This window comes from Streptomyces sp. NPDC005706 (assembly GCF_040631045.1).
GTDB lineage: Bacteria > Actinomycetota > Actinomycetes > Streptomycetales > Streptomycetaceae > Streptomyces.
In genome coordinates this window covers 172,827-196,932 of the sequence record NZ_JBEXYS010000003.1, presented here as the reverse complement: position 1 = coordinate 196,932, position 24,106 = coordinate 172,827, and the positions used below count along the sequence as shown (strand labels likewise).

The following is a 24,106-nucleotide window of genomic DNA, read 5'->3' as shown; positions in this document are numbered from 1 at the left end:
GGTGGGGCCCGGCCGGAACCGGGACAGCGCGCCGCCGCGGCCCGGCCGGTGACGCGTAGGCTGGCCGGATGCCGCACACCGCAGCCCACTACCTCGCCACCGGCCCCCGTGTGGGCATCCGCGCCTTCACCCTGGAGGACAGCCCCGAGTTCACCGCCCGGGCCAGGGAGAGCAAGGACCTGCACCGGCCGTGGCTGTTCCCGCCGGACACCGACGAGGGCTACGCGAGTTACGCCGGGCCGCTCATGAAGGACCCGGCCAGGGCCGGGTTCCTCGTGTGCGAGAGGGACACCGGGGACATCGCCGGGTTCATCAACATCAACAACATCGTCCGGGGCGGCTTCCAGTCCGGCGCCCTCGGCTACGGCGCCTTCGCCCACGCGGCCGGCCGGGGACTGATGCGCGAGGGCCTCGACCTGGTGATCGGCTACGCGTTCGGGGCGCTCGGACTGCACCGGCTCGAGATCAACGCCCAGCCGGAGAACGCCGCTTCCGTCGCGCTGGCCCGCGGCGCCGGCTTCCGCCTGGAGGGCTTCTCGCCGGCCATGATCTTCATCGACGGCGCCTGGCGCGACCACGAACGCTGGGCACTGACCACCGAGATGCGCGACCGCGACTGAACCCGCCGTCCGGCTGAGGGAGACTTCCATGCGAACGCTCGTCCTGCTCGACGCCCCCTCCAACCTGGGCCTGCGCCCGCCTGCCCCCGGCACCGTCCCGGGCTGCTACAAGCTGGCGGGAGCCCTCCGCGAGCAGGGCCTGCTGCGGCGGCTCGGCGCACGGGAGGGCGGGGTGGTCGTACCGCCCCGCTACGACCGCGGCGACTGGCGGGAGGGCGACGGCGTGTTCAACGCGGCCGCGCTCGCCGGGTACACCGTGCGGCTCGCCGACCGCGTCGAACGCCATCTGCGCGCCGGGGAGTTCCCCGTCGTGCTCGGCGGCGACTGCTCCATCCAGCTCGGCGCCTCCCTCGCCATGCGCCGGCTCGGCAGGTACGGGCTCGCCGCGATCGACGCGTCGCACGACTTCCGGCACCCCGGGAACTCCGGCCGGATCGGCGCCGCGGGCGGCGAGGAGGTCGCGATCGGCACCGGACGCGGGCAGGAGGACCTGACGGACCTGGAGGGCCTGCGGCCCTACCTCAGGGACGAGGACGTACGGTTCTTCGGCATCCGCGACGCCTTCACGGACGACCTGGCCGAACTCGCCTCGCTGAAGATGCCGGCCGCCACCGTCGGCGGCATCCGCGCCGAGGGCGCCGGGGCGGTCGCCCGGGCCGCCGCCGAGGCCTTCCGGGCACCCGGACTCGACGGCTTCTGGGTCCACCTGGACGCCGACGTCCTCGACCCGTCCGTGATGCCGGCCGTCGACAGCCCCGACCCGGACGGCCTGCTGCCCGCCGAACTGGAGGAGCTGCTGCGCCCATTGCTCGCCTCCCCGCGCTGCGTGGGTCTCAACGTCACCATCTACGACCCCGACCTCGACCCCGAGGGCACGGCGGGAGCCCTGCTGGCCGATCTGGTCGTGGCCGCCTTTGCGCAATCCTGACCGGCAGATCCCCTGGCCGACTCGCCGCACGCCGGGTTCCATGGTCATCGTGACGAGGATCCGACGTGAGGTCATCACCCTGCCCGCCGCGCGGTTGGGCCCCGACAACCCCCTGCCCCCGCTCCGTCCCCTCGACGAGGTGCACCATGTCGACGACCGGGACCGCGGGGACATGCCCCGCGACATGGCACGGCAGCTCGACTACGAGCCGTTGCGCAGCCTGCTGCCGGTGCGGGTACGCGACGGGTACGGCAGAGAGCGCGAACCCCGCGCCCTCCAGGCCCTGGTGATCGAGAACGACCGGCTGCGGGCCACCGTCCTGCCCGGCCTCGGCGGCCGGATCGCCTCCCTGGTCCACCTGCCCACCGGACGCGAACTGCTGTACCGCAACCCGGTGTTCCAGCCCGCCAACTTCGCGCTCAACGGCGCCTGGTACTCCGGCGGCATCGAGTGGAACATCGGTGCCACCGGCCACACCACCCTGTCCTGCGCACCCCTGCACGCCGCCCGCGTCCCCGCCCCCGACGGCTGGGGGCACCGCCCACGCCGTTCGGGCAGTGGGGGAGAGATGCTGCGCCTGTGGGAGTGGGAGCGGCTGCGTGACCTGCCGTTCCAGGTCGACCTGTGGCTCCCCGAGGGATCCGACTTCCTGTACGTGGGCGTCCGGATCCGCAACCCGCACGAGCACGCGGCGCCCGCCTACTGGTGGTCCAACATCGCCGTCCCCGAGGACCGCCGGATCCTCGCCCCCGCCGACGAGGCCTGGCAGTTCGGCTACGAGCGCCGGCTGCGCCGGGTGCCGGTCCCCAGCCACGACGGCATCGACCGCACCCGCCCCCTCAACAGCCCTTACGCCGCCGACTACTTCTACGATGTCCCGGACGGCCGGCGCCGCTGGATCGCGGCGGTGGACGCGGACGGGCAGGGGCTGGTGCAGACCTCCACCGACGTGCTGCGCGGCCGGAAGCTGTTCGTGTGGGGCAGCGGGCCCGGCGGCCGGCGCTGGCAGGACTGGCTGACCGAGCCCGGCACCGGCGGCTACTGCGAGATCCAGGCCGGCCTCGCCCGCACCCAGCTCGAGCACGTCCGGCTGGAACCCGAGAGCGAGGTGTCCTGGCTGGAGGCGTACGGCCCGCTGGACGCCGCTCCCGACGGCCCCTCGTGGCAGGCGGTCGTGCGGGGGGCCGAGGACCGGCTGGCGGCGGTCCTGCCGCGGGCCCGCGTCGAGCGGGCGTACTCGGACTGGATGCCGTACGCCGACACCGAACCCGGCGAGCGGCTGGCCACCGGCTCCGGCTGGGGCGCGCTCGAGGTCCTGCGCGCCGACCGGAAACTGCCCGGCACGCCGTTTCCCGAGTCCACCCTCGGCGAGGCGCAGGAGCCCTGGCTGGAACTGCTGCGTACCGGCTCGCTGCCGGAACCGCGCCGGGTCCGCCCGCCCGGCGGGACACTGGTCGCCCCGCACTGGCGGGACATGCTGGAGACGGCGCCCGCCACCCCGCACACCGAGTACCACCTCGGCATCGCCCAGTGGCACGCCGGGGACCGCGCCCAGGCGGTGCGCAGCTGGGAGCGGGCGGTGCCGCTCGCCCCCTCGCTGTGGCCGCTGCTGCGCTGCCTGGCCGTCGCCGACCAGGAGTCCGGCCACCACGAGCGGGCCGCCGACCGGTACGCGGAGGCCTTCGACGATCTGTGCCGCGAACGCCTCCCCCACGGCCTGAACGGCGTGGGAGGTACCCCCACCGACGGGGAGGCCTGGACCGCCGCCGTGGCCGCGCTGGGCCGCGAGGCGCTCCGGGCGCTGCTGCGGACGGGGCGCACGGCGCAGGCCCGCGCGGTGTGGGAGCGGCTGCTGCCCGCGGTGCGGCAGCGCGGCGCGTTCCGCTTGCTGGAGGCGGATCTGCTGCTCGCCGAGGGGCGGCGGGCGGACGCCCGGGCCGTCCTCGACGAGGGGTTCGAGGTGGCGGACCTCCGGGAGGGCGCGGACGTGATCGAGCTGCTGTGGGCCCGGCTCACCGACGAACCGCTGCCCGCCCGCCTCGACTTCCGGATGCGGCCGGACGCCGGCTGAGCGGGAGGCCGGCTCAGCCGCTCTGGTCGACGTACTCGAAGATCGAGCCGTCCGGGTGCATGGCCAGCAGGTTCCGGCCCGCCGGGGTCGGTACCGGCCCGGCGATGACCCGGGCGCCCAGGTCGGTCAGCAGCCGGTGCGCCTCGGTCACGTCCTCGACGGCGATCGTCGCCGTGACCTTGCGCAGCACCTCCAGCTCCGCCTCCGGGCCGCTCATCAGAAGGAAGGAGCCGATCGCGGCCACCTGCACCCCACCGCGTTCGAACCGGAGCGCCCGGCCACCGGCCAGTCTTTCGTAGAAGGGGATCGCGGTATCGAGGTCGTCGACGCAGATGCGCAGTGTGGCGCCCAGAATCTCCATGCGCACGAGCCTAGTTGGGACGCCCGGACCGGCACAGTCCGAGCCCGCGGCGGCGGGCACCGGGCGATGCCGTTACCGCCCGGATCCGGCGGGTAGGCGTATTACATGGACCGTTTGGATCACCTGGAACATCTGGACAAGCACCTCGTCGAAGAGCTGGCACAGGTGGCACGCGAGACGGTACGCGACGAACTGCGCGAGCAGAGCCGCAAGCAACGCCGCACCGCCATGCTCTACGCCGCCTCGGGCGCCGTCGCCCTGTACGCGGGCGGCGCCCTCGCGCTCGCGGTGGGCCTCGCCCTGGCCGTTGGCCTGCCGGGCTGGGCGGCCGCACTGATCACCGCCGCGATCCTGGGCGCCCTCGCCTACGTACTGCGCGGCGCCGCCCACCCGAAGCACGGCCACGCCACCGCCCACCCCCGCACCCCCTACCCCCCGATGCCCACCGACCCCCCGCCCTCACCGGACGACGTCCCCCACCACAGGGCCTGACCCCACCCCCGCGCCCATCCACGACCCACCCCCGACCCCCGAGCCGAGCAAGCAGACGGCACGGCAACCGACCCAGGGGCGCGGGGAACTGCGCGCCCGGCCGTAACCCACCCGCGCCCGACAACGCACCACGGCGCCCCCTGACACCCGAGCCGAGCAAGCAGGCGGCACGGCAACCGACCCAGGGGCGCGGGGAACTGCGCGCCCGGCCACAACCCACCCGCGCCCGACAACGCACCACGGCGCCCCCTGACCTCCGAGCCGAGCAAGCAGGCGGCACGGCAACCGACCCAGGGGCGCGGGTAACTGCGCGCCCGGCCGTAACCCACCCGCACCCGAAAGCCCGAAAACGCACCGCCCTCACCCGAGCCGCGGCAGCACCTTCGTGCGGTAGAAGTCGAAGAACCCCTTCTGATCCGGCCCGATCTGGTTCACGTACACCCGGTCGAAGCCGGCGTCGCCGAACGCCCGCAGCGCAGCGACATGCTCGTCGACGTCGTCGCCGCACACCGACTTCTCCCGCACCATGTCCTCGGTGACCAGCTCCGCGAGCTGCTCGAAGTGCCGGGGCGAGGGCAGTACCTGGCCCATCTCGCCGGGCAGCAGCTCGTTGTACCAGAGCTCGCGCACCGTCCGCACACAGTCGTCGCGGTCGGCCCCGTAACAGACCTTCGTACCGCCGCTGACCGGCTTGGCCCCGCCGCCGCCCTTGCGGAACTGGGTGACCATCTCCTCGTCCGGCATCATCGTGATGTAGCCGTCGCCCACCCGCGCGGCCAGCGAGGTGGCCTTCGGGCCGAAGCCGGAGATGTCGATCGGGACGGGCTCGTCCGGGATCGTGTAGAGCCGGGCGTTCTCCACCGTGTAGTGCGTGCCGTGGTGGTTGACCTCCTCGCCGGTGAACAGCCGGCGCATCACCTGGATGGACTCCTCCAGCATCTCCAGGCGCACGTGCGCCGGGGGCCACCGATCACCGAGGATGTGCTCGTTCAGCGCCTCGCCGGTGCCGACCCCGAGCCGGAAACGGCCCCCGGTCAGCACCGCGCTGGTCGCCGCGGCCTGCGCCACCACCGCCGGATGGATGCGCACCGTCGGGCACGTCACCGCCGTCTCGACGGGCAGCGACACGGCCTCCGACAGCGCGCCGATCATCGACCAGACGAACGGGCTCTGCCCCTGCGCGCCGTTCCACGGGTGGTAGTGGTCGGAGATCCACAGTGCCTGGAAGCCGGCCTGCTCGGCCATCCGGGCCTGTTCGATCAGCTCGGCCGGGCCGTGCTCCTCGCAGGCCAGGAAATAACCGTATTCGGGCATGACAGACACCTCCGCGCGACCGCACGGCCGGGGTCGCGACTGGTGGGGATCGAAGGGACCCGGGCCGGGTAACCGACGTCGACCGGGCGAAACGCGGGCACGACCGGCGTCCGGGTGAGCCGGGCGGCGTTTGGGTGCGGACGCCCCGGTTACGCGGAAGGCCTGGAGGGAGCCACACCGCCGGAGGGACACCCGTGAGTCGACCACGTGTCGTGATCGTCGGCGCCGGCTTCGCCGGGTACCGGGCCGCCCGCACCCTCGCCCGGCTCACCCGCGGCCGTGCCCGGATCACGCTGCTCAACCCGACCGACTACTTCCTGTACCTGCCGCTGCTGCCCCAGGTGGCCGCCGGGATCCTGGAGGCCCGCCGGGTCACCGTCTCGCTGCCCGGCACTCTGCGCGGGGTGCGGCTGGTCCTCGGGGAGGCCACCGGCGTCGACCTCGACCGGCGCACCGTCCACTACCGGGACCCCGAGGACGGCACCGGGACCCTCGGCTACGACCGGCTCGTGCTGGCCGTCGGCAGCGTCAACAAGCTGTTGCCCATCCCCGGCGTCGCCGAGCACGCACACGGCTTCCGCGGGCTTCCCGAGGCGCTGTACCTGCGGGACCACGTCACCCGGCAGGTGGAACTCGCCGCGACGGAGGACGACCCGGAGGCGCGCTCCGCGCGATGCACCTTCGTCGTGGTCGGTGCCGGCTACACCGGCACCGAGGTGGCCGCGCAGATGCGGATGCTCACCGATCACCTGGCCCGCCGGGACCTGCCGGGTGTGGCACGGCCCCGCTGGATCCTGCTGGACACGGCGCCCCGCGTGCTGCCGGAGATGGACGAAAGGCTCTCCCGTACCGCCGACCGGGTGCTGCGGGCGCGCGGTGTCGACGTCCGCACCGGCACCTCGGTGAAGGAGGCCACCCATGACGGCGTACTGCTCACCGACGGCGACTTCGTGGCGTCGCGGACCCTGGTCTGGTGCGTCGGGGTCCGGCCGGATCCGCTGATCGAGGGCGTCGGACAGCCGCTGGAGCGGGGCCGGCTCATCGTCGATCCGTACCTCCAGGTGCCGGGCCGCGCCGAGGTGTTCGCCTGCGGGGACGCGGCGGCCGTGCCGGACCTGGAGCGCCCCGGCGAGTTCACCCCGATGACCGCCCAGCACGCCTGGCGGCAGGGCAGGGTGGCCGGCGAGAACGTGGCCGCCTCGCTCGGCCTCGGCCGGCGCCGGCGCGCCTACCGCCACCGCGACCTGGGCTTCGCCGTGGACCTCGGCGGGGTGCGGGCCGCCGCCAACCCGTTCGGTGTCCCGCTGTCCGGCCCGCCGGCCGGCGCGGTCACCCGCGGCTACCACCTGGCCGCCCTGCCCGGCAACCGCCTGCGCGTGGCCGCCGACTGGCTGCTGGACGCCGTACTCCCGCGCCAGACCGTGCAGTTGGGCCTGGTGCGGTCCTGGTCGGTTCCGCTGGACACGGCATCCCCCGAGCTGGCCCGGGTACCCGGCGGCCCCGGACGGCCGGGCGAGGGCGCGCACGACGGCGACGGCGGCGAACCCGCCGCGAGCCGGCCCGTCGAGCGGCCCGCCGGGTGCCGGCCCGCGGACGCGCCCGCGGAGGACCGGCCCGCATCCGCACCGCCCACCGGCCATCCCGCCCCGGGCCCCGTCCGGCGCACCGACCCCGAGGATCCGGCGGACCGCCGGGACCCACCCGAACCAGCAGAAGGAGATTCATGAACACCGCCGAACTCGCCGAACTCGGGCAGCAGTTGCGCGTGGACAGCGTGCGGGCCGCCGCCGCGGCGGGCTCCGGGCATCCCACCTCCTCGATGTCCGCCGCCGATCTGATGGCCGTCCTGCTCGCCAACCACCTGCGCTACGACTTCGAGCGCCCCGAACACCCCGCCAACGACCGCTTCGTGCTCTCCAAGGGCCATGCTTCGCCGCTGCTGTACGCCGCGTACAAGGCGGCCGGCGCGGTGGAGGACGGCGAGCTGCTGACCTTCCGCAAGCTCGGCAGCCGCCTGGAGGGGCACCCGACCCCGCGCCGGCTGCCGTGGGTGGAGACCGCCACCGGCTCGCTCGGCCAGGGCCTGCCGGTCGGCGTGGGCATCGCGCTCGCCGGGCAGCGGCTGGACCGCACCGGCTTCCGCGTGTGGGTGCTCTGCGGGGACAGTGAACTCGCCGAGGGCTCCGTCTGGGAGGCGGCCGAGCACGCCGCGTACGAGAACCTGGACAATCTGGTGGCCGTCGTGGACGTCAACCGGCTGGGCCAGCGCGGCCCGACCCGGCACGGCCACGACCTGGACGCCTACGCCCGCCGCTTCCAGGCCTTCGGCTGGCACACCATCGAGATCGACGGCCATGACGTCGACGCGATCGACCGGGCGTACGGCGAGGCCCTGTCGACGACCGGACAGCCCACCGTGATCCTCGCCCGCACCCTCAAGGGCAAGGGCGTCGCCTCCGTCGAGGACCGCGAGGGCCTGCACGGCAAGCCGCTGCCCGAGGCCGAGGAGGCCATCGCCGAGCTGGGCGGACCGCGCGAGCTGCACGTCCAGGTCGGTGAGCCGGCCGCCGCCGCGGCGCTCCGCTCCCTCAGCACCGAGGTGGTGCGGCTGCCGCGGTACGACAAGGGCGAGGAGGTGGCCACCCGCGACGCCTTCGGCAAGGCCCTCGCCGCGCTCGGCGCCGCCCGGGGCGACGTCGTCGCGCTGGACGGCGAGGTGGGCGACTCCACCCGCACCGAGATGTTCGCCAAGGAGCACCCCGACCGCTTCTTCGAGTGCTACATCGCCGAACAGCAGCTCGTCGCCACCGCCGTCGGCATGGCGGCCCGCGGCTGGGTGCCGTACGCCTCGACGTTCGCCGCCTTCCTCAGCCGCGCCCACGACTTCGTCCGTATGGCCTCCGTCAGCGGCAGCGGCATCAACCTGGTCGGCTCGCATGCCGGCGTGGCGATCGGGCAGGACGGTCCCTCGCAGATGGGCCTGGAGGACCTGGCGATGTTCCGGTCGGTGTACGGCTCGACCGTGCTGTACCCGTGCGACGCCAACCAGACGGCCCGGCTGGTCGCCACCATGGCCGGTCTCGACGGCGTCCGCTATCTGCGCACCTCGCGCGGCAAGAGCCCGGTGATCTACGGCCCCGAGGAGGAGTTCCCGGTCGGCGGCAGCAAGGTGCTGCGCTCCGGCGAGCGGGACCGGCTGACCGTCGTCGCGGCCGGGGTCACCGTCCACGAGGCCCTGGCGGCCGCCGACCGGCTCGCCCAGGACGGCATCCAGGTCCGGGTGATCGACCTGTACTCCGTCAAGCCCGTCGACGCCGAGACCCTGCGCCGGGCCGGCGAGGAGACCGGCTGCCTGCTCACGGTCGAGGACCACCACGAGGAGGGCGGCCTCGGGGACGCCGTCGCCGAGGCGTTCGCCGACGGCCGGCCCGTGCCCCGTCTGGTCCGGCTAGGGGTGCGCACCATGCCGGGCTCGGCCGCGCCCGACGAGCAGCTCCACGCCGCCGGCATCGACGCCGCGGGCATCGCGGCCGCGGCGAAGCTGCTGGTCGAGGAGGCGGTCGTGGGATGAGTGAAGACGACGCGCGGACGATACGGGCGGGCCGCCGCTCGGTGCGCGTCCGACGGCCCGGGAAGGTCCTCCTCCCGGGCGGCGCCGAGGGGTTCACCAAGGGCGATCTCGCCGACCATTACCGGTCCGTCGCGCCGTATCTGCTGCCGCACCTGCGGGGCCGTCCGCTGATGCTGGAACGGTATCCGGACGGCCTCGACGGCCCCCGCTTCATGCAGAAGAACACCCCCGGCCACTACCCGGACTGGATCACCCGGGCCGAGGTCGCCAAGGAGGGCGGCACGGTGACGCACGTCGTCTGCGACGACACCGCCACCCTGCTGTACCTCGCCGACCAGGCCTGTCTCACCCTGCACCGCTGGCTCTCCCGCACCGACCGGGCCGGCGGCCCGGACCACCCCGACCGGCTGGTCTTCGACCTCGACCCCGCCCCGGCGCCCGACGGGCCCGGCGGCAGCCCCGAGGAGGGCTTCGCCGCCGTACGGGAGGCGGCCGGCGTACTGCGCGAGCTGCTGGACGAGCTGGGCCTGCCCGCGGCACCCATGACCACGGGCTCGCGCGGACTGCACCTGGTCGTCCCGCTGGACGGCCGCCACGACTTCGACGAGGTACGCCGGTTCGCCCGCGACGTGGCCGAGTTCGCCGAGGCCGCGCACCCCGACCGGCTCACCACCGCCGCGCGCATCCGCGACCGCGGCGACCGCCTCTACCTCGACGTGCAGCGCAACGGCTACGCGCAGACCGCCGTGGCCCCGTACACCGTGCGCGCTCTGCCCGGCGCGCCGGTCGCCGTACCCCTAAGCTGGGAACAGGTGGCCGATCCAGGCGTCCACGCCCGCCGCTGGACCATCGCCGACGCCGCCGACCAGGCCCGCACCGACCCGTGGGCCGCACTGCCGGGCCGGGGACGCGCCCTCGGACCCGCCCAGCGCCGCCTCGCGGGACTGAAGGGCTGACGGCGGCCGGCCGTGGCCGGTTCCGGGCCCGCGCTCGCCATCTGTGACCTGCGGCTTCGAGAACCCGTACCCCCGGAATGTTTGGCCAAGGGATGAGCGGCCACACGCAGGGGAGAGGTGGCCATGACGAACACAAAGAACACGCATCAGTCACAGAATTCACAGAATTCACAGGACGAGCGGAACGCGTCCCAGGCGGACGACGACGCGCCGCGGGGCGCGGCCACCGGCCGGCGGCCGCGTCCCATGGAGGTGCTGCGCGAGGCCCGCGCCCAGCTCGCCGAGCTGACCGGGCTCCAGCCGGAGTCGGTGTCCTCCTTCGAGCAGACCGAGAGCGGATGGTCGCTCGATGTGGAGGTCCTCGAACTCGAGCGGGTGCCGGACACCATGAGCCTGATGGCGAGTTACCAGGTGGAGCTGGACGAGGACGGGCAGCTCACCGGCTATCGCCGCGTCCGTCGTTACGAACGCGGACGGTCGGACGCGCGCGGCCGCTAGACCGCCCGTCCCCCCGTGTGCGGCGCCCACCGGCGCACCGCTTGTCCGATCACCGAGAGAAGGAGGAACGGCCGGCATGACCGTTGTACCGGCACAACAGAGCGGCGGCGGAGGCGGCAGCAGCGGCCTCTACGACGTACTGGAACTGGTTCTGGACAGGGGGCTCGTGATCGACGCGTTCGTCCGTGTCTCCCTGGTCGGCATCGAGATCCTGAAGATCGACGTCCGCGTCGTCGTGGCCAGCGTCGACACCTATCTGCGCTTCGCCGAGGCGTGCAACCGCCTCGACCTGGAGTCGGGTCCGAACAAGAGCCCCGGCCTGCCCGAGATCGTCGGCGAGGTCACCGAGTCCGGTGCCCGCGGCAAGAGCAAGGGCGCGCTGTCCGGAGCCGCCGAGACCATATCCGGCGCCTTCCAGCAGGCCCGTGACGAGGGCCAGGAGGGGCAGCGGGAGTCCCGGCCGCGGGCCCGTAAGACCGCGGCCCGGCGTAAGGAGGAGTCGGAGTGAGCACCTACGTCTACGGCATCACCGCCCGCTCGCACCCGGCGCTCCCCGAGGGCATGTCCGGCGTGGGCGAGCCGCCGCTGCCGGTGCGCGTGCTGACGGCCGGCGAACTGGCGGCCGTCGTCAGCGACGCGCCCGAGGGGCTGCGGCCCAAGCGCCGGGACCTGCTCGCGCACCAGAACGTGCTCGCCGAGACCGGTGCGGCCGGCTGCATCCTGCCGATGCGGTTCGGCAGCGTCGCCCCCGACGACGAATCCGTCACCCAGGTGCTGGGCGAGCGCGCGCAGCACTACCTGGAGCGGCTGCGGGAGCTGGACGGCAAGGTCGAGTACAACGTCAAGGCCACGCACGTCGAAGAGGCGGTCCTGCACCGCGTGATGGCCGAGAACGCCGAGGTGCGTTCCCTGGCCGAGGCCAACCGGCAGTCCGGCGGCGGCAGTTACGACGACAAGATCCGTCTCGGTGAGATGGTCGCGGCCGCCGTCAAGGCCAAGGAGGCCGAGGACGCGGCCGAGGTGCGCGCCGCCCTGGAGACGGCCGGCGCCGACGTCAGCGTGGGCCCCGAGTCGACCGGCTGGCTCGTCAGCCTGTCGTTCCTGGTGGCCCGGGACACGGCCGAGGAGTTCCTGGCCGCGGTCGAGCAGGTCCGCACCAGCCACCCCCATCTCGATCTGCGGGTCAACGGACCGCTCCCGCCGTACAGCTTCGTGGAGCCCGGCCCCGCCGCGCCCGCGGACAGCACGGCCGGCGCCGACGCCGGAGCGCAGTAACAGCGGCCCGGCCCGAACGGAAAGGAGGGACATCGTGGGACTGATCAGCGAGGTGCTGCTGCTGCCGTTCGCACCGGTCCGCGGCGCCGGATGGGCGATCGAACAGGTGTACCGCGAGGCGGAGCGCATCTACTACGACCCCGCCACCGTACGGGCCGAACTCGCCCGCCTCGAGGAGGAGTTGGAGGCAGGCGAGATCAGCGAGGAGGAGTTCGACCGCCGCGAGGACGAACTGCTCGACCGGCTGGAGACCGCCCTGCGCTCCGGCGAAACCACTGGCAACGGGACGACGTGATGAATCGAACGGGACTCGGCCTCGCGATAGGGGCCGGCTACCTCCTGGGACGCACCAAGAAGCTCAAAATGGCTCTCGCGGTCGGCTCCGTGGTGGCCGGAAAGAAGCTGAACCTCACTCCGCGGGCCATGGCGGACCTGCTGAGCCAGCAGCTTCGTGACAACCCGCAGTTCAAGGAGATCGGGGACCAGGTCCGGCAGGATCTGCGCGGCGTCGGCAAGGCCGCCACCGGAGCCATGGCCGAGCGGCAGATGAACGCGCTCGCCGACCGGCTGCACGGCCGTACCAACGCGGTGCGCGACCAGCTCTCCGGCGTGGTGCCCGGCAAGGGCTCCGAGCGCGAGGAAGCGGAGGGGAACGAGGAGGAGGACGAGGAGGCGCAGGAGGACTCCGCGGAGCAGGAGGGCGAGCAGCCCCGCCGCGAGGCGCCCGCGAAGAAGGCCTCCGCCAAGAAGGCGCCGGCCAAGAAGGCCCCCGGGAAGAAGGCCGCGGCGAAGAGCACGGCCGGCCGGACGGCCGCCAAGAAGGCGGGCGCGGCCCGCAGAACGGCCACGAAGAAGACGGCCGCGGCCGGCGGCAGCCGGAACGGCGGCCGGTCCGGGCAGTCGAAGGGCGGCGATGACCGATGACCGAGACCGTCGGATCCGCGACGTCAGCCGCCGGCAAGGCCGCGGGCGGAGCGGCCACGAGCAACCCCCTGTCCGATCTGGCGCACAGCGAGGCGGCGGACCGGCTCAAGGCGGAGGTTCAGGAATACCTGGGCGCCCAGGCGCAGAAGCTGCTGACCGGCTTCGGCCGCAAGCTGGGCGAGACCACGGGCAAGCTCAACGACATCGCCGAGGGCAACAGCCCGGGCTTCGCCAAGCTCGCCCTGGACGCCGGCCGCAAGGTCGCCGAGGGCAAGGGCCCGCTGCGCTCCGCGCTGGAACTCGGGGCCTCGCACGCCAAGGACACCGTCATGGGCAAGCTGAAGGGCCTCGGGGGCGGCAAGAGCAAGGGCAAGAAGGGCGGGGGCAACAAGCCGACCGTCATCGTCGAGTCCGTCGACGTCGGCGTGCCGGTGCGCACCGCCTACGACCAGTGGACCCAGTACCAGGACTTCAGCACGTTCGCCAAGGGTGTGAAGAGCGCGAGCCGCGCCGACGACACGCACTCCGACTGGCAGGCCAAGATCTTCTGGTCCAGCCGGAGCTGGAAGGCGCACACCGTCGAGCAGGTCCCCGACTACAAGATCCAGTGGTCGTCTGAGGCTGCCAAGGGCACCACGAAGGGCGTCGTCTCCTTCCACCGGCTCGACGAGAACCTCACCCGCATCCTCCTGGTCATGGAGTACTACCCGAGCGGCCTCTTCGAGAAGACGGGCAACATCTGGCGCGCCCAGGGCCGCCGGGTCCGGCTCGACTTCAAGAACTTCGCCCGTCACATCACGCTCAAGGGCGAGGCGGAGGACGGCTGGCGCGGGGAGATCCGCGACGGCGAGGTCGTCCGCAGCCACGAGGACGCGGTGGCCGAGGAGGAGGAGTCCGAGCAGGAGGAGTCCGAGCAGGAGGAACCCGAAGAGGGCGAGGAGCCCCAGGAGTCCGCGGAGCCCGAAGAGGGCGAGGAGGGCGAGGAGGGCGACGAGCCCGCCGCCGAGAACGAGAACGGGGAGGCCTACGAGGACGAGTACGAGGAGAAGCCCGAGGAGGAGGAGTACGAGGACGAGGAGGAGGGCCCCTACGAGGACGAGTACGAGGAGGAGCCCGAGGAGGAGCCCGAGGAGGAGCCCGAGGAGGAGCCCGAGGAAGAGGAGGAGCCTGAGTACTCCGGAGGCAGGAGCCGTCGATGACGACTGCCAGCCGGTTCCCCGAGCCATACGGCCAGAGCGGCAGCGGGGCCAACCTCGCCGACATTCTGGAACGGGTGCTCGACAAGGGCATCGTCATCGCGGGCGACATCAAGATCAACCTGCTCGACATCGAACTCCTCACCATCAAGCTCCGGCTCGTCATCGCCTCGGTCGACAAGGCCAAGGAGATGGGCATCGACTGGTGGGAGACCGACCCCGCGCTGTCCTCCCGCGCCCGCCAGAACGAGCTGGCCAAGGAGAACGCCGAGCTCAGGGAGCGGCTGGAACGGCTCCAGGAACTGGCACCCGGCAGCGTGCCGACGGAGGAGGAGGCTCCATGAGCGCACTGCGGTACGTCTACGCCGTCTGCCGGCCTCTCGACGCGCCCCTGCAGGCCGAGCTGACCGGTATCGGGGGTGCCCCGCCGGCGCTGCTGCACCACCACGGGCTGGTCGCGGTCGTCAGCGCGGTGCCGGAGGCGGACTTCGACGAGCAGGGGCTGCGGTCCCGTCTCGAGGATCTCGACTGGCTGAGCGCGACGGCCCGCGCCCACCAGGGCGTGATCGCCGCGCTCAGCACGGTCACCACCCCGCTGCCGCTGCGCCTCGCGACCGTCTTCCGGGACGACAGCGGCATCCGGGCGATGATCGAGGCCCGCGAGGACGACTTCCGGCGCGCCCTGGACCGGCTCGAAGGCCGGGTGGAGTGGGGCGTGAAGGTGTTCGTGGAGGCCGAGCCCGCCGAGCCCGCCGCCGCGCCGGCGGCGAAACCGGCCAGCGGCCGTGACTATCTGCGCAGCCGCCGGCGGCACAGCGAGGCGCACGAGGAGAGGTGGCAGCGGGCGGAGTCGTTCGCGCGCTCCCTGCACGAGCGGCTCAGCGAGCACGCCGAGGACGTCCGGATGCATCCCGCGCAGAACACGGCGTTGTCCGGGGCGTCGGGGCAGAACGTGCTCAACGCGGCCTATCTGGTGCCGCGTGCGGGCTGCGAGGAGTTCGTGGAGCTGGTGGACCGCACGAAGGACGAGACACCCGGCATCCGGGTGGAACTCACCGGGCCGTGGGCCGCGTACTCGTTCAGCGGGGAGGAAGCGTGACCGTCGTCGAGCGACGTGAGATCGCTCTCGTGGACCTGCTGGACCGGCTGCTCGCCGGCGGGGTCGTCATCACCGGGGACCTGACGCTGCGGATCGCGGACGTCGACCTCGTCCGCATCGACCTCAACGCGCTGATCAGCTCCGTGAACGAGACGGTGCCCTCACCCTTCGAGGAGTTGCTGTGACCACCCGCAAGCGGCTCGACCTGGAGCCCGACACGGTCGAACGCGACCTGGTCAAACTGGTGCTGACCGTGGTGGAGCTGCTGCGCCAGCTCATGGAGCGGCAGGCGGTGCGCCGCTTCGACACCGGTGAGCTGACCGAGGACCAGGAGGAGCGGATCGGGCTCACCCTGATGCTCCTGGAGGAGCGGATGGCCGAACTCCGGGACCGCTACGGGCTGCGGCCCGAGGACCTGAACCTGGACCTCGGGCCGCTGGGGCCGCTGCTGCCCCGCCAGTGAGCCAAGCGGCTCCGGGATTCTCCCCGGGAGCCCCGAGGAGAATCCCGGGGCTCCCGGGGGCGCGGTCAGGCCGCCTTGCGGCACAGGATCTCGCCGTGCAGGACACCGAACCAGGCGTCCTCCCGCCGGCCCCAGTCCCGCCAGGCCGCCGACGCGGCCCGCAGCCGCTCCGGTGTGGCGTGCCCGCCCCGTACGGCCCGGTCGGCGTAACCCGAGTCCACCGTGCGGTCGGCCCACAGCCCGCTCCACCAGGCGCGCTCCTCGGGGGTGGCGAACGTCCAGGTGCTGGAGGTCGCCGTGACGTCCGTCAGCCCCGCGGCCAGCGCCCAGGCCCGCAGTCGCCGGCCCGCGTCCGGCTCACCGCCGTTGGCCCGGGCGACCGCCTCGTACAGGTCCAGCCAGTCGTCCAGGCCCGGCAGCACCGGGTACCAGGTCATCGCCGCGTAGTCGGCGTCGCGCACCGCGATGTACCCGCCGGGCTTCGTCACCCGGTGCATCTCGCGCAGCGCCGCCACCGGGTCGCCGACGTGCTGGAGCACCTGGTGGGCGTGGACCACGCAGAACGTGTCGTCGGGGAAGTCCAGGGCGTGGACGTCGGCGACCGTGAAGTCCACGTTCGTCAGGCCACGCGCCCCGGCGGTCGCCCGGGCCCGCTCCAGGATCGCGGGAGCCCGGTCGGCGCCGGTGACACGGCCCTCGGGGACCAGCGCGGCCAGGTCGGCGGTGATGGTGCCGGGGCCGCAGCCGATGTCCAGGATCCGCATGTGGGGTTCGAGCACGCCGAGCAGATAGGCCGCGGAGTTGGCGGCGGTGCGCCAGGTGTGCGACCGCAGCACCGACTCGTGGTGCCCGTGCGTGTAGACGGCGGTGTCCCGCGCTTTCGGCATGGCTGTGCCCCTTCGCCCCTCGTCGACGTCACCCGCGACGGGCCTTGCGACCCCGTCGCGCGGTACGCCGAACGCTACGCGCCCGTGCCGAATGATGAGACCCACGTTTCATCATGTGGACGGGCGCGTCACGGCCGCGAGGCGCGGGAGGGCGGCCGGAGAAGCCGCCCGGGATCAGGACAGCGGCCGGTACACCGTCAGTGCCTCGGGCAGCTTCTCCACCAGCACGTCCCCGCCCACCTCGACGACCTCGCCGTCGTACGCCAGGGGCGTCCCGGGGGCCAGGCCGGTCAGCCGCAGCCGGTTCACCTGGACCGCCGCGTGGGCCGGGGACCGGGTGAGAGGGCCGGCCGCGGCGGCCGCCAGCAGCCGCAGCGCGGGCCTGCGGGTCCCGTGTACCACCCGCACGTCCAGCAGCCCGTCCGCCAGGTCGGTACGGCGTCCGGGCGCGAGACCCATCCGGTGGTAGGTGCCGTTGCCCACGAACAGCAGCCACAGGGGGTGGCGCTTGCCGCGCAGTTCCACCGTCAGCGGGTGCCGGTCGGCGCGCAGCACCTTCATCGCGCCGAGCATCCCCGCCGGCCAGCCGCCGATCCGGGACGACCAGCGCTCCCGCTCGCGCACCAGCTCCGGGTAGACACCCAGGCTGAAGGTGTTCAGGAACAGGCCCTCGTGATCGCCCGCCACGAACCGGCCGGCGTCCACCCGGACCGCCTCGCCGGCCCGGACGGCGTCGGCCAGGGTCCGCTCGTCCTCCACGCCCAGGTCGTAGGCGAAGTGGTTGAGCGTGCCCCCGGGCAGCACCGCCAGCGGCAGACCGCGCCGCAGGGCCACCCCGGCCGCCGTGTTCACCGTCCCGTCGCCCCCGCACACCCCGAGGACCCGCGCCCGCGCGGCGGCCTTCTCCAGCTCCGCCTTCACGTCCTCCGGGGCACACTCCACGATCTCCGCCCCGGGCAGCGCCTCATGCAGCACGCGCACCCGGTCCGAGGTGCCCGAAGCGCGGTTGGCGACGAGCACCAGGCCCTCGCCGTCGGGCAGCGCGGGCGCCTCGGTCCGGGGCCGCGGGGGCGGCGCGACCTGGGTACGGGTCGGGACCAGGCCCCGTACGGCGAACGCGGCGCCCGCGCCCAGCGCCGCCCCCGCCAGCACGTCACTCGGATAGTGCACGCCCGTGTAGACGCGCGACATGGCCACGGAGAACGCCACCGGTGCCACCGCCGCACCCCACCGCGGCGACTCCAGGGCGACCCCGGTGGCGAAGGCGGCGGCCGAGGCGGCGTGACCGGACGGGAACGAGGTGGTGATCGGCTGGCGCTTGAGCTGCCGCGACAGCGGCACCGAGTCCAGCACGGGCCGAGCGCGGCGCACCGACCGCTTGCCGATGGTGTTGATGGCCAGCGAGGCCACGCTCAGCGAGGCCACACCCCGGGTGGCGGCCCGCCGGGCACGCGGCGAACGGCTCGCCGCGATCGCGGCGGCCGTCGCGAACCACAGCACCCCGTGGTTGGCGCTCCGGCTGAGCCGGGGCAGCACCCGCTCGCCGCCGGGCCAGTGCCGGCCGGCCGCCAGCTCGAACAGCCGGCAGTCGTACTCGAGCAGCTTGGACAGGGCGCGGAGGCGGGGCCTCGGGACAGTGAGGTCGACGTCTGGGCTCATAGGGCTCCGGTTACCCTGAAGTGCCCGCTTCTTGTGCCCGGACACGCCGGTCACCGGCCCGCTCTCACCGGTCCGCCCGACGGGCGTGTGAGGAGACACCCCGGATGCGCCTGCTCCTGGTCCGCCACGGCCAGACCCCGTCCAACGTGGACCGGCTGCTGGACACCGCCGTACCCGGCCCGGGGCTCACCCCGCTCGGCGAGCGGCAGGCCGCCGAACTGCCCCGGGCGCTCGCGGACGAGGACATCGAGGCCGTCTACGTCTCCACCCTGCTGCGCACCCGGCTCACCGCCGCCCCGCTGGCCGCCGCCCGGGGCCTGGAGCCGATCGTCCGGGACGGCATCCGCGAGGTGACCGCGGGCGACCTGGAGATGCTGCCGGGTGACTCCCCGCGGGGCACCCTCTACCTGCGCACGGTGTTCGCCTGGGCCGCCGGTGACACCGCACCGCGCATCCCCGGTGGGGAGAACGGCGAGGAGACCCTCGCCCGGTACGACGCGGTCGTCGCCGAGGCCGCCGCGAGCGGCGCCGCGACCGTCGCCATGGTCAGCCACGGCGCCGCGATCCGCCTGTGGACCGCGGCCCGGGCCGGCAACGTCGACGTCGCGTTCGCCGCGGCCCGCCCGCTGCGCAACACCGGCGTCGTCGTCCTGGAGGGTTCGCCGTCCGACGGGTGGAAGGCCCTGGCCTGGGAGGGCGCGGCGGTGGAACCGGCGGGGGACAGCGGCCCGGCGGGGGAACCGGTGGACGCCGGATAACGGTTTGCCCCTGCGCCGGGGCGGCCCACAGAATGCCTCCTCATGGGACATCTGGAAGCCGCGCACCTCGAGTACCACCTCCCCGACGGGAGGACGCTGCTCGGCGATGTCTCCTTCCGGGTCGGCGAGGGCGCGGCCGTCGCCCTGGTCGGCCCCAACGGCGCCGGCAAGACGACCCTGCTCCGGCTGATCTCCGGCGAGCTGAAACCGCACGGCGGCACGGTGACCGTCAGCGGCGGCCTCGGCGTGATGCGCCAGTTCGTCGGCTCCGTACGGGACGAGACGACCGTCCGCGACCTGCTCGTGTCCGTCGCGCCGCCCCGTATCCGCGAGACGGCGCGGGCCGTGGACCGGGCCGAGCACGCCATCATGACCGTCGACGACGAGGCCGCCCAGCTCGGCTACGCGCAGGCCCTCGCCGACTGGGCCGAGGCGCGCGGCTACGAGGCCGAGACCCTGTGGGACATGTGCACCACCGCCGCCCTCGGCATGCCGTACGAGCGGGCCCAGTGGCGGCAGGTGCGCACCCTCTCCGGCGGCGAGCAGAAACGCCTCGTCCTGGAGGCGCTGCTGCGCGGCACCGACGAGGTGCTGCTGCTCGACGAGCCGGACAACTACCTCGACGTGCCCGGCAAGCGCTGGCTGGAGGAGCAGCTGCGGGAGACCCGCAAGACGGTGCTGTTCGTCTCCCACGACCGGGAGCTCCTCGCCCGCGCCGCCGAGCGGATCGTCTCCGTGGAGCCGGGCCCGGCCGGTGCCGACGCCTGGGTGCACGGCGGCGGCTTCGCCACCTACCACGAAGCGCGCCGCGAGCGCTTCGCCCGCTTCGAGGAGCTGCGCCGCCGCTGGGACGAGAAGCACGCCCAGCTCAAGAAGCTCGTGATCAACCTCCGCCAGGCCGCCTCCGTCAGCCACGAACTGGCCTCGCGCTACCAGGCCGCCCAGACCAGGCTGCGCAAGTTCGAGGAGGCCGGACCGCCGCCCGAGCCGCCGCGCGAGCAGGACATCAGGATGCGGCTGAAGGGCGGCCGTACCGGGGTGCGTGCCGTCACCTGCGCGGGTCTCGAGCTGACCGGCCTGATGAAGCCGTTCGACCTGGAGGTCTTCTACGGCGAACGGGTCGCCGTGCTCGGCTCCAACGGCTCGGGCAAATCGCACTTCCTGCGGCTGCTGGCCGGTCAGGAGGTGGCGCACACGGGCGAGTGGAAGCTCGGCGCGCGGGTCGTGCCCGGCCACTTCGCGCAGACCCACGCCCACCCCGAACTCACGGGCCGCACCCTGCTGGACATCCTGTGGAAGGAGCATGCCCAGGACCGGGGCGCGGCCATGTCCCGGCTGCGCCGCTACGAGCTGACCGGCCAGGCCGAGCAGTCCTTCGACCGGCTCTCCGGCGGCCAGCAGGCACGCTTCCAGATCCTGCTGCTGGAACTGGAGGGTGTCACCGCCCTGCTGCTGGACGAGCCCACCGACAACCTCGACCTGGAGTCCGCCGAGGCCCTCCAGGAGGGCCTGGAGGCCTTCGAGGGCACCGTCCTCGCGGTCACCCACGACCGCTGGTTCGCCCGCTCCTTCGACCGGTTCCTGGTCTTCGGCAGCGACGGCCGCGTCCGTGAGACCCCCGAGCCGGTCTGGGACGAGCGCCGGGTGGAACGCGCCCGTTGAGGACGTATGCGGAGGCCCGGGGACCGGGATGTTCGTACAGTGGAGGCAGGAACGCGAGCTCCACGGCTTCCGTCCCGGGATGCCCGGGTGCGGTTCATCCGGGCGGGTACCCGGACCGCCGACACGACCACGACGAGCGGGGCACCACCATGACCGGAGTCGAGCCCAGCCGACTGGACGACCAGCAGCTCATGAAGGAGCTGGAGACGATCCACCGCACGCGCCACGACACCCTGCTGTACGGCTCCAACGACGCGCTGCGGGCCCACAACGAGCGGATGGCGCAGCTGGAGGGCGAGTACCTGCGCCGCAACCCGCGCCGCCTGGTGAGCGCGGGCCGCACCCGTGAGGGCGCCCGTGAGCGCGGGTGCGGCGACGCGGTGACTCCGGACACGTCCGGCACCTGATCCGGACGCCCACGCCGAAGGGCCGGCCCGTACGGGCCGGCCCTTCGACGCGCAGTGGACGGGATCAGCCCGCCTCGCCGGCGAACACGTGCAGGAAGGCGTCGCAGAACGCCTTCAGATCGTCCGGCTTGCGGCTGGTCACCAGCTTGTTGGAACCGTGGTCGCAGATCTTGACCTGCTCGTCGACCCAGGTGCCGCCCGCGTTGCGGATGTCGGTCCGCAGGCTGGGCCACGAGGTCAGCTCCCGGCCCCGCACGACGTCCGCCTCGACCAGCGTCCACGGCGCGTGGCAGATCGCGGCGACCGGCTTGCCGTCCTCGAAGAACTCCTTGACGAAAGCGACGGCCTTCTCGTCCATCCGCAGGAAGTCGGGATTGGCGACCCCGCCGGGCAGCACGAGCGCGCCGAACCCGGCGGCCGACGTCTCACCCACCACCTCGTCCACGGGGAAGGTGTCCGCCTTGTCCAGATGGTTGAACGCCTGGATCTTGCCGGACGCGGTCGACACCAGCACCGGTTCGTGCCCGCCGTCGGAGGCGGCCTTCCACGGCTCGGTCAGTTCGACCTGCTCGACACCCTCGGGGGCCACCAGAAACGCGATACGCATGCTTGCTCACTTTCCTTCCACAGCACGGACGACGGCCTTGCCGGCCCGGGCGCGCCGCTTCCCGCTCCGGCCGCCCGGGCCCTGGCTCATGCCCGGCCCACCAGCGCCTCGGCCAGTTCGTGCACGGTCTCGTAGCGGCTCGAGCGGGTCAGTCCCGCCACCGCGTCGATCAGCGCGCCGGGGGCGTTGCCGCGGCGCAGCGCCCGGGCCAGCTCGCCCGCGTTGGCCGGGAAGGCGTGCCGCCCCAGGTGCCGGGCCAGCTCCAGCCGCACCGTCTCCAGCGACGCGCCCGCCTGCCCCGGTGCCACGGGTCCGGCCCACACCTCCGGGTCGTCGTCCGCGGTGGGCTCCGGGTCGTGCCACTCCTCGGTGCGCGTGGGATGCCCGGACCTGAGCAGGCCCTGCAGCTCGTGTTTCATCTCGTCGTCCCGGTGGACGTTCAGCCGGTCACTGCCTCGCTGCATGTTCTCCCTCCAGAGGGTCGAAGGTCCGGACCGCGTACCCGCCGGCCGCCGGCCGACACGGACTTCCCGGCACTCGCTTTCCGCTGCTCCCGGCTATTTCCTCTCGCCCGGCAGGAACTCCTGCACCTTTGCCTTCAACCCCCGCTTGATCATCGATCCCCGGTCGGCGTCGCCCTTGAGGATCGACTTGGCCGTCGCCTCCATCTGCTCCCAGGAGGCGTGCGGCGGGATGGGCGGCACGGCGGGGTCGGTGACGAACTCGATCACGGCCGGGCCGTCGGCCTCCAGGGCCGCACGCCAGCCGGCCTCGACCTCCTCGGGCTTCTCCACCCGGACCCCGGTCAGGCCGAGGGTGCGGGCGAACGCCGCGTACTGCACGTCCGGGATCTCCTGCGACGGCAGGAACGACGGGGAGCCCTCCATCGCGCGCATCTCCCAGGTGACCTGGTTCAGATCGCGGTTGTTCCACACGCCCACCACCAGCCGGGGATCGGACCAGCGGTCCCGGTACTTGGCTGCGGTGATCATCTCCGCCAGCCCGTTCATCTGCATCGCGCCGTCGCCGACCAGCGCGACCACCGGCCGGTCCGGGTGCGCGAATTTCGCGCCGATCGCGTACGGCACACCCGGGCCCATCGTCGCGAGCGTCCCGGACAGCGAACCGCGCATGCCCGGCCGCATCGTGATGTGCCGCGCGTACCAGTTCGCCACCGAACCGGAGTCCGAGGTGAGGATCACGTCGTCCGGCAGCAGCGGGTCGAGCGCCCGGGCCACGTACTCGGGGTTGATCGGGTCGGCCGTCAGACCGGCCCGCCGCTCCATGGTGTCGTGCCAGCGCTTGACGTTGGCGCACACGGTGTCGTGCCACTCGCGCCCGCCCCGGTCGGTGTCCAGCAGCGGGATCAGCCGCCGCAGCGTGGCCGCGGCGTCGCCGATCAGGTTCACCTCGTACGGGTAGCGCATGCCGACCATGTGCGGGTCGATGTCGATCTGCACCCCGCGCGCCTTGCCGAACTCCGGCATGAACTGCGTGTACGGGAAGGAGGAGCCGATGGTCAGCAGGGTGTCGCAGTCCCGCATCAGCTCGTACGACGGCCTGCTGCCCAGCAGCCCGATCGGCCCGGTGACGTACGGCAGCTCGTCGCTGAGGACGTCCTTGCCGAGCAGCGCCTTGGCCACGCCCGCACCCAGCAGCTCGGCGATCTCCCGCACCTCGGCCACCGCGCCGGCGGCGCCCTGTCCGATCAGGATCGCGGGCTTGTCACCCGCGTTCAGGACGTCCGCCGCCCGGCGCAGCGCCTGGTCGGTCGGGGTCGCGGTGTAGTCGCTCATCCCCAGGCTGGACGGCACCATCTTGAACTCGTGCGTCGGCGGCGAGTAGTCCAGCTCCTGCACGTCGCCCGGGATGATGATCGCGGTGGGGCAGCGCCGTGCGTAGGCGGTGCGGATCGCCCGGTCCAGCACGTTCGGCAGCTGTTCGGGCACCATCACCGTCTCGACGAACTCCGAGGCGACGTCCTTGTACAGCGTGTGCAGATCGACTTCCTGCTGGTAGGAGCCGCCGATCGCGGTCCGGTTGGTCTGGCCGACGATCGCCAGCACCGGGACGTGGTCCAGCTTGGCGTCGTACAGGCCGTTCAGCAGGTGGATCGCGCCGGGCCCCGAGGTGGCCGCGCACACCCCGATCCGGCCGCTGAACTTGGCGTACCCGACCGCCTCGAAGGCGGACATCTCCTCGTGCCGGGACTGGATGAAGCGCGGCTGGTTCTCCGCCCGTCCCCAGGCGGCGAGCAGCCCGTTGATGCCGTCTCCGGGGTAGCCGAAGACCTGTTCCACGCCCCAGGCTCGCAGCCGCTCGAGGATGTGGTCGGAGACCTTGCTGCTCATGGAGGGG

Annotated in this window: 27 protein-coding genes; 20 read left to right on the top strand and 7 right to left on the bottom strand. The window is 73.2% G+C overall.

All coding sequences use genetic code 11. The features are described 5' to 3' along the window. Positions 1-68: 68 nt before the first annotated feature. From ABZ478_RS07450 to ABZ478_RS07440, 3 genes are read left to right on the top strand one after another with little or no spacing between them, the layout of a single operon-like run. Complete coding sequence (locus ABZ478_RS07450; protein ID WP_359546188.1) at positions 69-620, top strand: GNAT family N-acetyltransferase; 552 nt, start codon at positions 69-71, stop codon at positions 618-620. Positions 621-648: 28 nt separating this feature from the next. After that, positions 649-1,548, top strand: coding sequence for an arginase family protein (locus ABZ478_RS07445; RefSeq protein ID WP_359546186.1), 900 nt, complete (start codon positions 649-651; stop codon positions 1,546-1,548). 40 nt (positions 1,549-1,588) lie between these two features. Then, on the top strand, positions 1,589-3,619 hold the full coding sequence (locus ABZ478_RS07440; RefSeq protein ID WP_359546184.1) for a DUF5107 domain-containing protein: 2,031 nt from the start codon (positions 1,589-1,591) through the stop codon (positions 3,617-3,619). 13 nt (positions 3,620-3,632) lie between these two features. Here ABZ478_RS07440 and ABZ478_RS07435 read toward each other — a convergent pair whose 3' ends face one another. Further along, positions 3,633-3,980: a VOC family protein gene (locus ABZ478_RS07435; protein ID WP_359546183.1), complete on the bottom strand. Its 348-nt coding sequence runs from the start codon at positions 3,978-3,980 to the stop codon at positions 3,633-3,635. Positions 3,981-4,085: 105 nt separating this feature from the next. Here ABZ478_RS07435 and ABZ478_RS07430 point away from each other — a divergent pair, with 105 nt between their 5' ends. Next, positions 4,086-4,472, top strand: a complete 387-nt coding sequence (locus tag ABZ478_RS07430) for a phage holin family protein (RefSeq protein ID WP_359546181.1) — start codon at positions 4,086-4,088, stop codon at positions 4,470-4,472. Between the two features lie 360 nt (positions 4,473-4,832). Here the strand turns inward: ABZ478_RS07430 and ABZ478_RS07425 are convergent, their stop codons facing one another. Then, positions 4,833-5,786: an LLM class F420-dependent oxidoreductase gene (locus ABZ478_RS07425; protein WP_359546179.1), complete on the bottom strand. Its 954-nt coding sequence runs from the start codon at positions 5,784-5,786 to the stop codon at positions 4,833-4,835. A 194-nt stretch (positions 5,787-5,980) separates the two neighbouring features. On the opposite strand from ABZ478_RS07425, the gene ABZ478_RS07420 reads away from it, so the two are divergent. The 13 genes from ABZ478_RS07420 (at position 5,981) to ABZ478_RS07360 (ending at position 15,768) form a co-directional block, all read left to right on the top strand. Beyond that, a complete protein-coding gene (locus tag ABZ478_RS07420; RefSeq protein WP_359546177.1) occupies positions 5,981-7,513 on the top strand; it encodes an NAD(P)/FAD-dependent oxidoreductase in 1,533 nt (510 codons plus the stop codon). Further along, positions 7,510-9,357, top strand: a complete 1,848-nt coding sequence (locus ABZ478_RS07415; protein ID WP_359546175.1) for a transketolase — start codon at positions 7,510-7,512, stop codon at positions 9,355-9,357. Before ABZ478_RS07420 ends, ABZ478_RS07415 begins: the two co-directional genes overlap by 4 nt. Then, positions 9,354-10,313 (top strand): non-homologous end-joining DNA ligase, encoded by a 960-nt coding sequence (gene ligD / locus ABZ478_RS07410; RefSeq protein WP_359546173.1) that lies wholly within the window; start codon positions 9,354-9,356, stop codon positions 10,311-10,313. The genes ABZ478_RS07415 and ligD overlap by 4 nt, the downstream gene beginning before the upstream one ends. 123 nt (positions 10,314-10,436) lie before the next feature. Then, a complete protein-coding gene (locus tag ABZ478_RS07405) occupies positions 10,437-10,811 on the top strand; it encodes a gas vesicle protein (protein ID WP_358927811.1) in 375 nt (124 codons plus the stop codon). Between the two features lie 76 nt (positions 10,812-10,887). Further along, positions 10,888-11,319 carry a gas vesicle structural protein GvpA gene (locus tag ABZ478_RS07400; protein WP_358927813.1) on the top strand — a complete coding sequence of 144 codons (432 nt, stop codon included), beginning with the start codon at positions 10,888-10,890 and terminating at the stop codon, positions 11,317-11,319. Then, entirely contained in the window at positions 11,316-12,086 is a 771-nt protein-coding gene (locus tag ABZ478_RS07395) for a GvpL/GvpF family gas vesicle protein (RefSeq protein WP_359546171.1), read from the top strand. Before ABZ478_RS07400 ends, ABZ478_RS07395 begins: the two co-directional genes overlap by 4 nt. A 34-nt stretch (positions 12,087-12,120) precedes the next feature. Then, positions 12,121-12,381 carry a gas vesicle protein GvpG gene (locus ABZ478_RS07390; protein WP_359546169.1) on the top strand — a complete coding sequence of 87 codons (261 nt, stop codon included), beginning with the start codon at positions 12,121-12,123 and terminating at the stop codon, positions 12,379-12,381. Next, positions 12,381-13,010, top strand: a complete 630-nt coding sequence (locus ABZ478_RS07385; protein WP_359546168.1) for a DNA primase — start codon at positions 12,381-12,383, stop codon at positions 13,008-13,010. Before ABZ478_RS07390 ends, ABZ478_RS07385 begins: the two co-directional genes overlap by 1 nt. Continuing rightward, positions 13,007-14,209, top strand: coding sequence for an SRPBCC family protein (locus ABZ478_RS07380; RefSeq protein WP_359546166.1), 1,203 nt, complete (start codon positions 13,007-13,009; stop codon positions 14,207-14,209). Before ABZ478_RS07385 ends, ABZ478_RS07380 begins: the two co-directional genes overlap by 4 nt. Beyond that, positions 14,206-14,550 carry a gas vesicle protein gene (locus tag ABZ478_RS07375; protein ID WP_359546164.1) on the top strand — a complete coding sequence of 115 codons (345 nt, stop codon included), beginning with the start codon at positions 14,206-14,208 and terminating at the stop codon, positions 14,548-14,550. The genes ABZ478_RS07380 and ABZ478_RS07375 overlap by 4 nt, the downstream gene beginning before the upstream one ends. Continuing rightward, the gene (locus tag ABZ478_RS07370) at positions 14,547-15,305 is read left to right on the top strand and encodes a GvpL/GvpF family gas vesicle protein (protein ID WP_359546162.1); all 759 of its coding nucleotides are present in this window, start codon (positions 14,547-14,549) and stop codon (positions 15,303-15,305) included. Before ABZ478_RS07375 ends, ABZ478_RS07370 begins: the two co-directional genes overlap by 4 nt. Beyond that, positions 15,302-15,490: a gas vesicle protein gene (locus ABZ478_RS07365; protein ID WP_143638825.1), complete on the top strand. Its 189-nt coding sequence runs from the start codon at positions 15,302-15,304 to the stop codon at positions 15,488-15,490. The genes ABZ478_RS07370 and ABZ478_RS07365 overlap by 4 nt, the downstream gene beginning before the upstream one ends. After that, positions 15,487-15,768 (top strand): gas vesicle protein K, encoded by a 282-nt coding sequence (locus ABZ478_RS07360; protein ID WP_359546160.1) that lies wholly within the window; start codon positions 15,487-15,489, stop codon positions 15,766-15,768. Before ABZ478_RS07365 ends, ABZ478_RS07360 begins: the two co-directional genes overlap by 4 nt. Positions 15,769-15,833: 65 nt before the next feature. Here the strand turns inward: ABZ478_RS07360 and ABZ478_RS07355 are convergent, their stop codons facing one another. Together ABZ478_RS07355 and ABZ478_RS07350 are read right to left on the bottom strand one after the other, a co-directional pair. After that, complete coding sequence (locus ABZ478_RS07355) at positions 15,834-16,655, bottom strand: class I SAM-dependent methyltransferase (RefSeq protein ID WP_359546158.1); 822 nt, start codon at positions 16,653-16,655, stop codon at positions 15,834-15,836. 174 nt (positions 16,656-16,829) lie between these two features. Further along, positions 16,830-18,314, bottom strand: coding sequence for a phosphatase PAP2 family protein (locus ABZ478_RS07350; RefSeq protein ID WP_359546156.1), 1,485 nt, complete (start codon positions 18,312-18,314; stop codon positions 16,830-16,832). Positions 18,315-18,418: 104 nt separating this feature from the next. On the opposite strand from ABZ478_RS07350, the gene ABZ478_RS07345 reads away from it, so the two are divergent. From ABZ478_RS07345 to ABZ478_RS07335, 3 genes are all read left to right on the top strand, one after another. Continuing rightward, positions 18,419-19,072, top strand: coding sequence for a histidine phosphatase family protein (locus ABZ478_RS07345; RefSeq protein ID WP_359546154.1), 654 nt, complete (start codon positions 18,419-18,421; stop codon positions 19,070-19,072). Positions 19,073-19,114: 42 nt separating this feature from the next. Continuing rightward, positions 19,115-20,734, top strand: a complete 1,620-nt coding sequence (locus ABZ478_RS07340; RefSeq protein ID WP_359546152.1) for an ATP-binding cassette domain-containing protein — start codon at positions 19,115-19,117, stop codon at positions 20,732-20,734. 149 nt (positions 20,735-20,883) lie between these two features. Further along, positions 20,884-21,141: a DUF6158 family protein gene (locus ABZ478_RS07335; RefSeq protein WP_359546150.1), complete on the top strand. Its 258-nt coding sequence runs from the start codon at positions 20,884-20,886 to the stop codon at positions 21,139-21,141. A gap of 64 nt (positions 21,142-21,205) precedes the next feature. On the opposite strand, the gene ABZ478_RS07330 is transcribed toward ABZ478_RS07335, so the two are convergent. The 3 genes from ABZ478_RS07330 to ABZ478_RS07320 form a co-directional block, all read right to left on the bottom strand. Further along, on the bottom strand, positions 21,206-21,748 hold the full coding sequence (locus tag ABZ478_RS07330) for a type 1 glutamine amidotransferase domain-containing protein (RefSeq protein ID WP_359546148.1): 543 nt from the start codon (positions 21,746-21,748) through the stop codon (positions 21,206-21,208). Positions 21,749-21,834: 86 nt separating this feature from the next. Continuing rightward, positions 21,835-22,212, bottom strand: a complete 378-nt coding sequence (locus ABZ478_RS07325) for a DUF2795 domain-containing protein (protein WP_358927846.1) — start codon at positions 22,210-22,212, stop codon at positions 21,835-21,837. A 93-nt stretch (positions 22,213-22,305) separates the two neighbouring features. Next, a complete protein-coding gene (locus ABZ478_RS07320) occupies positions 22,306-24,099 on the bottom strand; it encodes a thiamine pyrophosphate-requiring protein (RefSeq protein WP_359546146.1) in 1,794 nt (597 codons plus the stop codon). Positions 24,100-24,106: the final 7 nt, after the last annotated feature.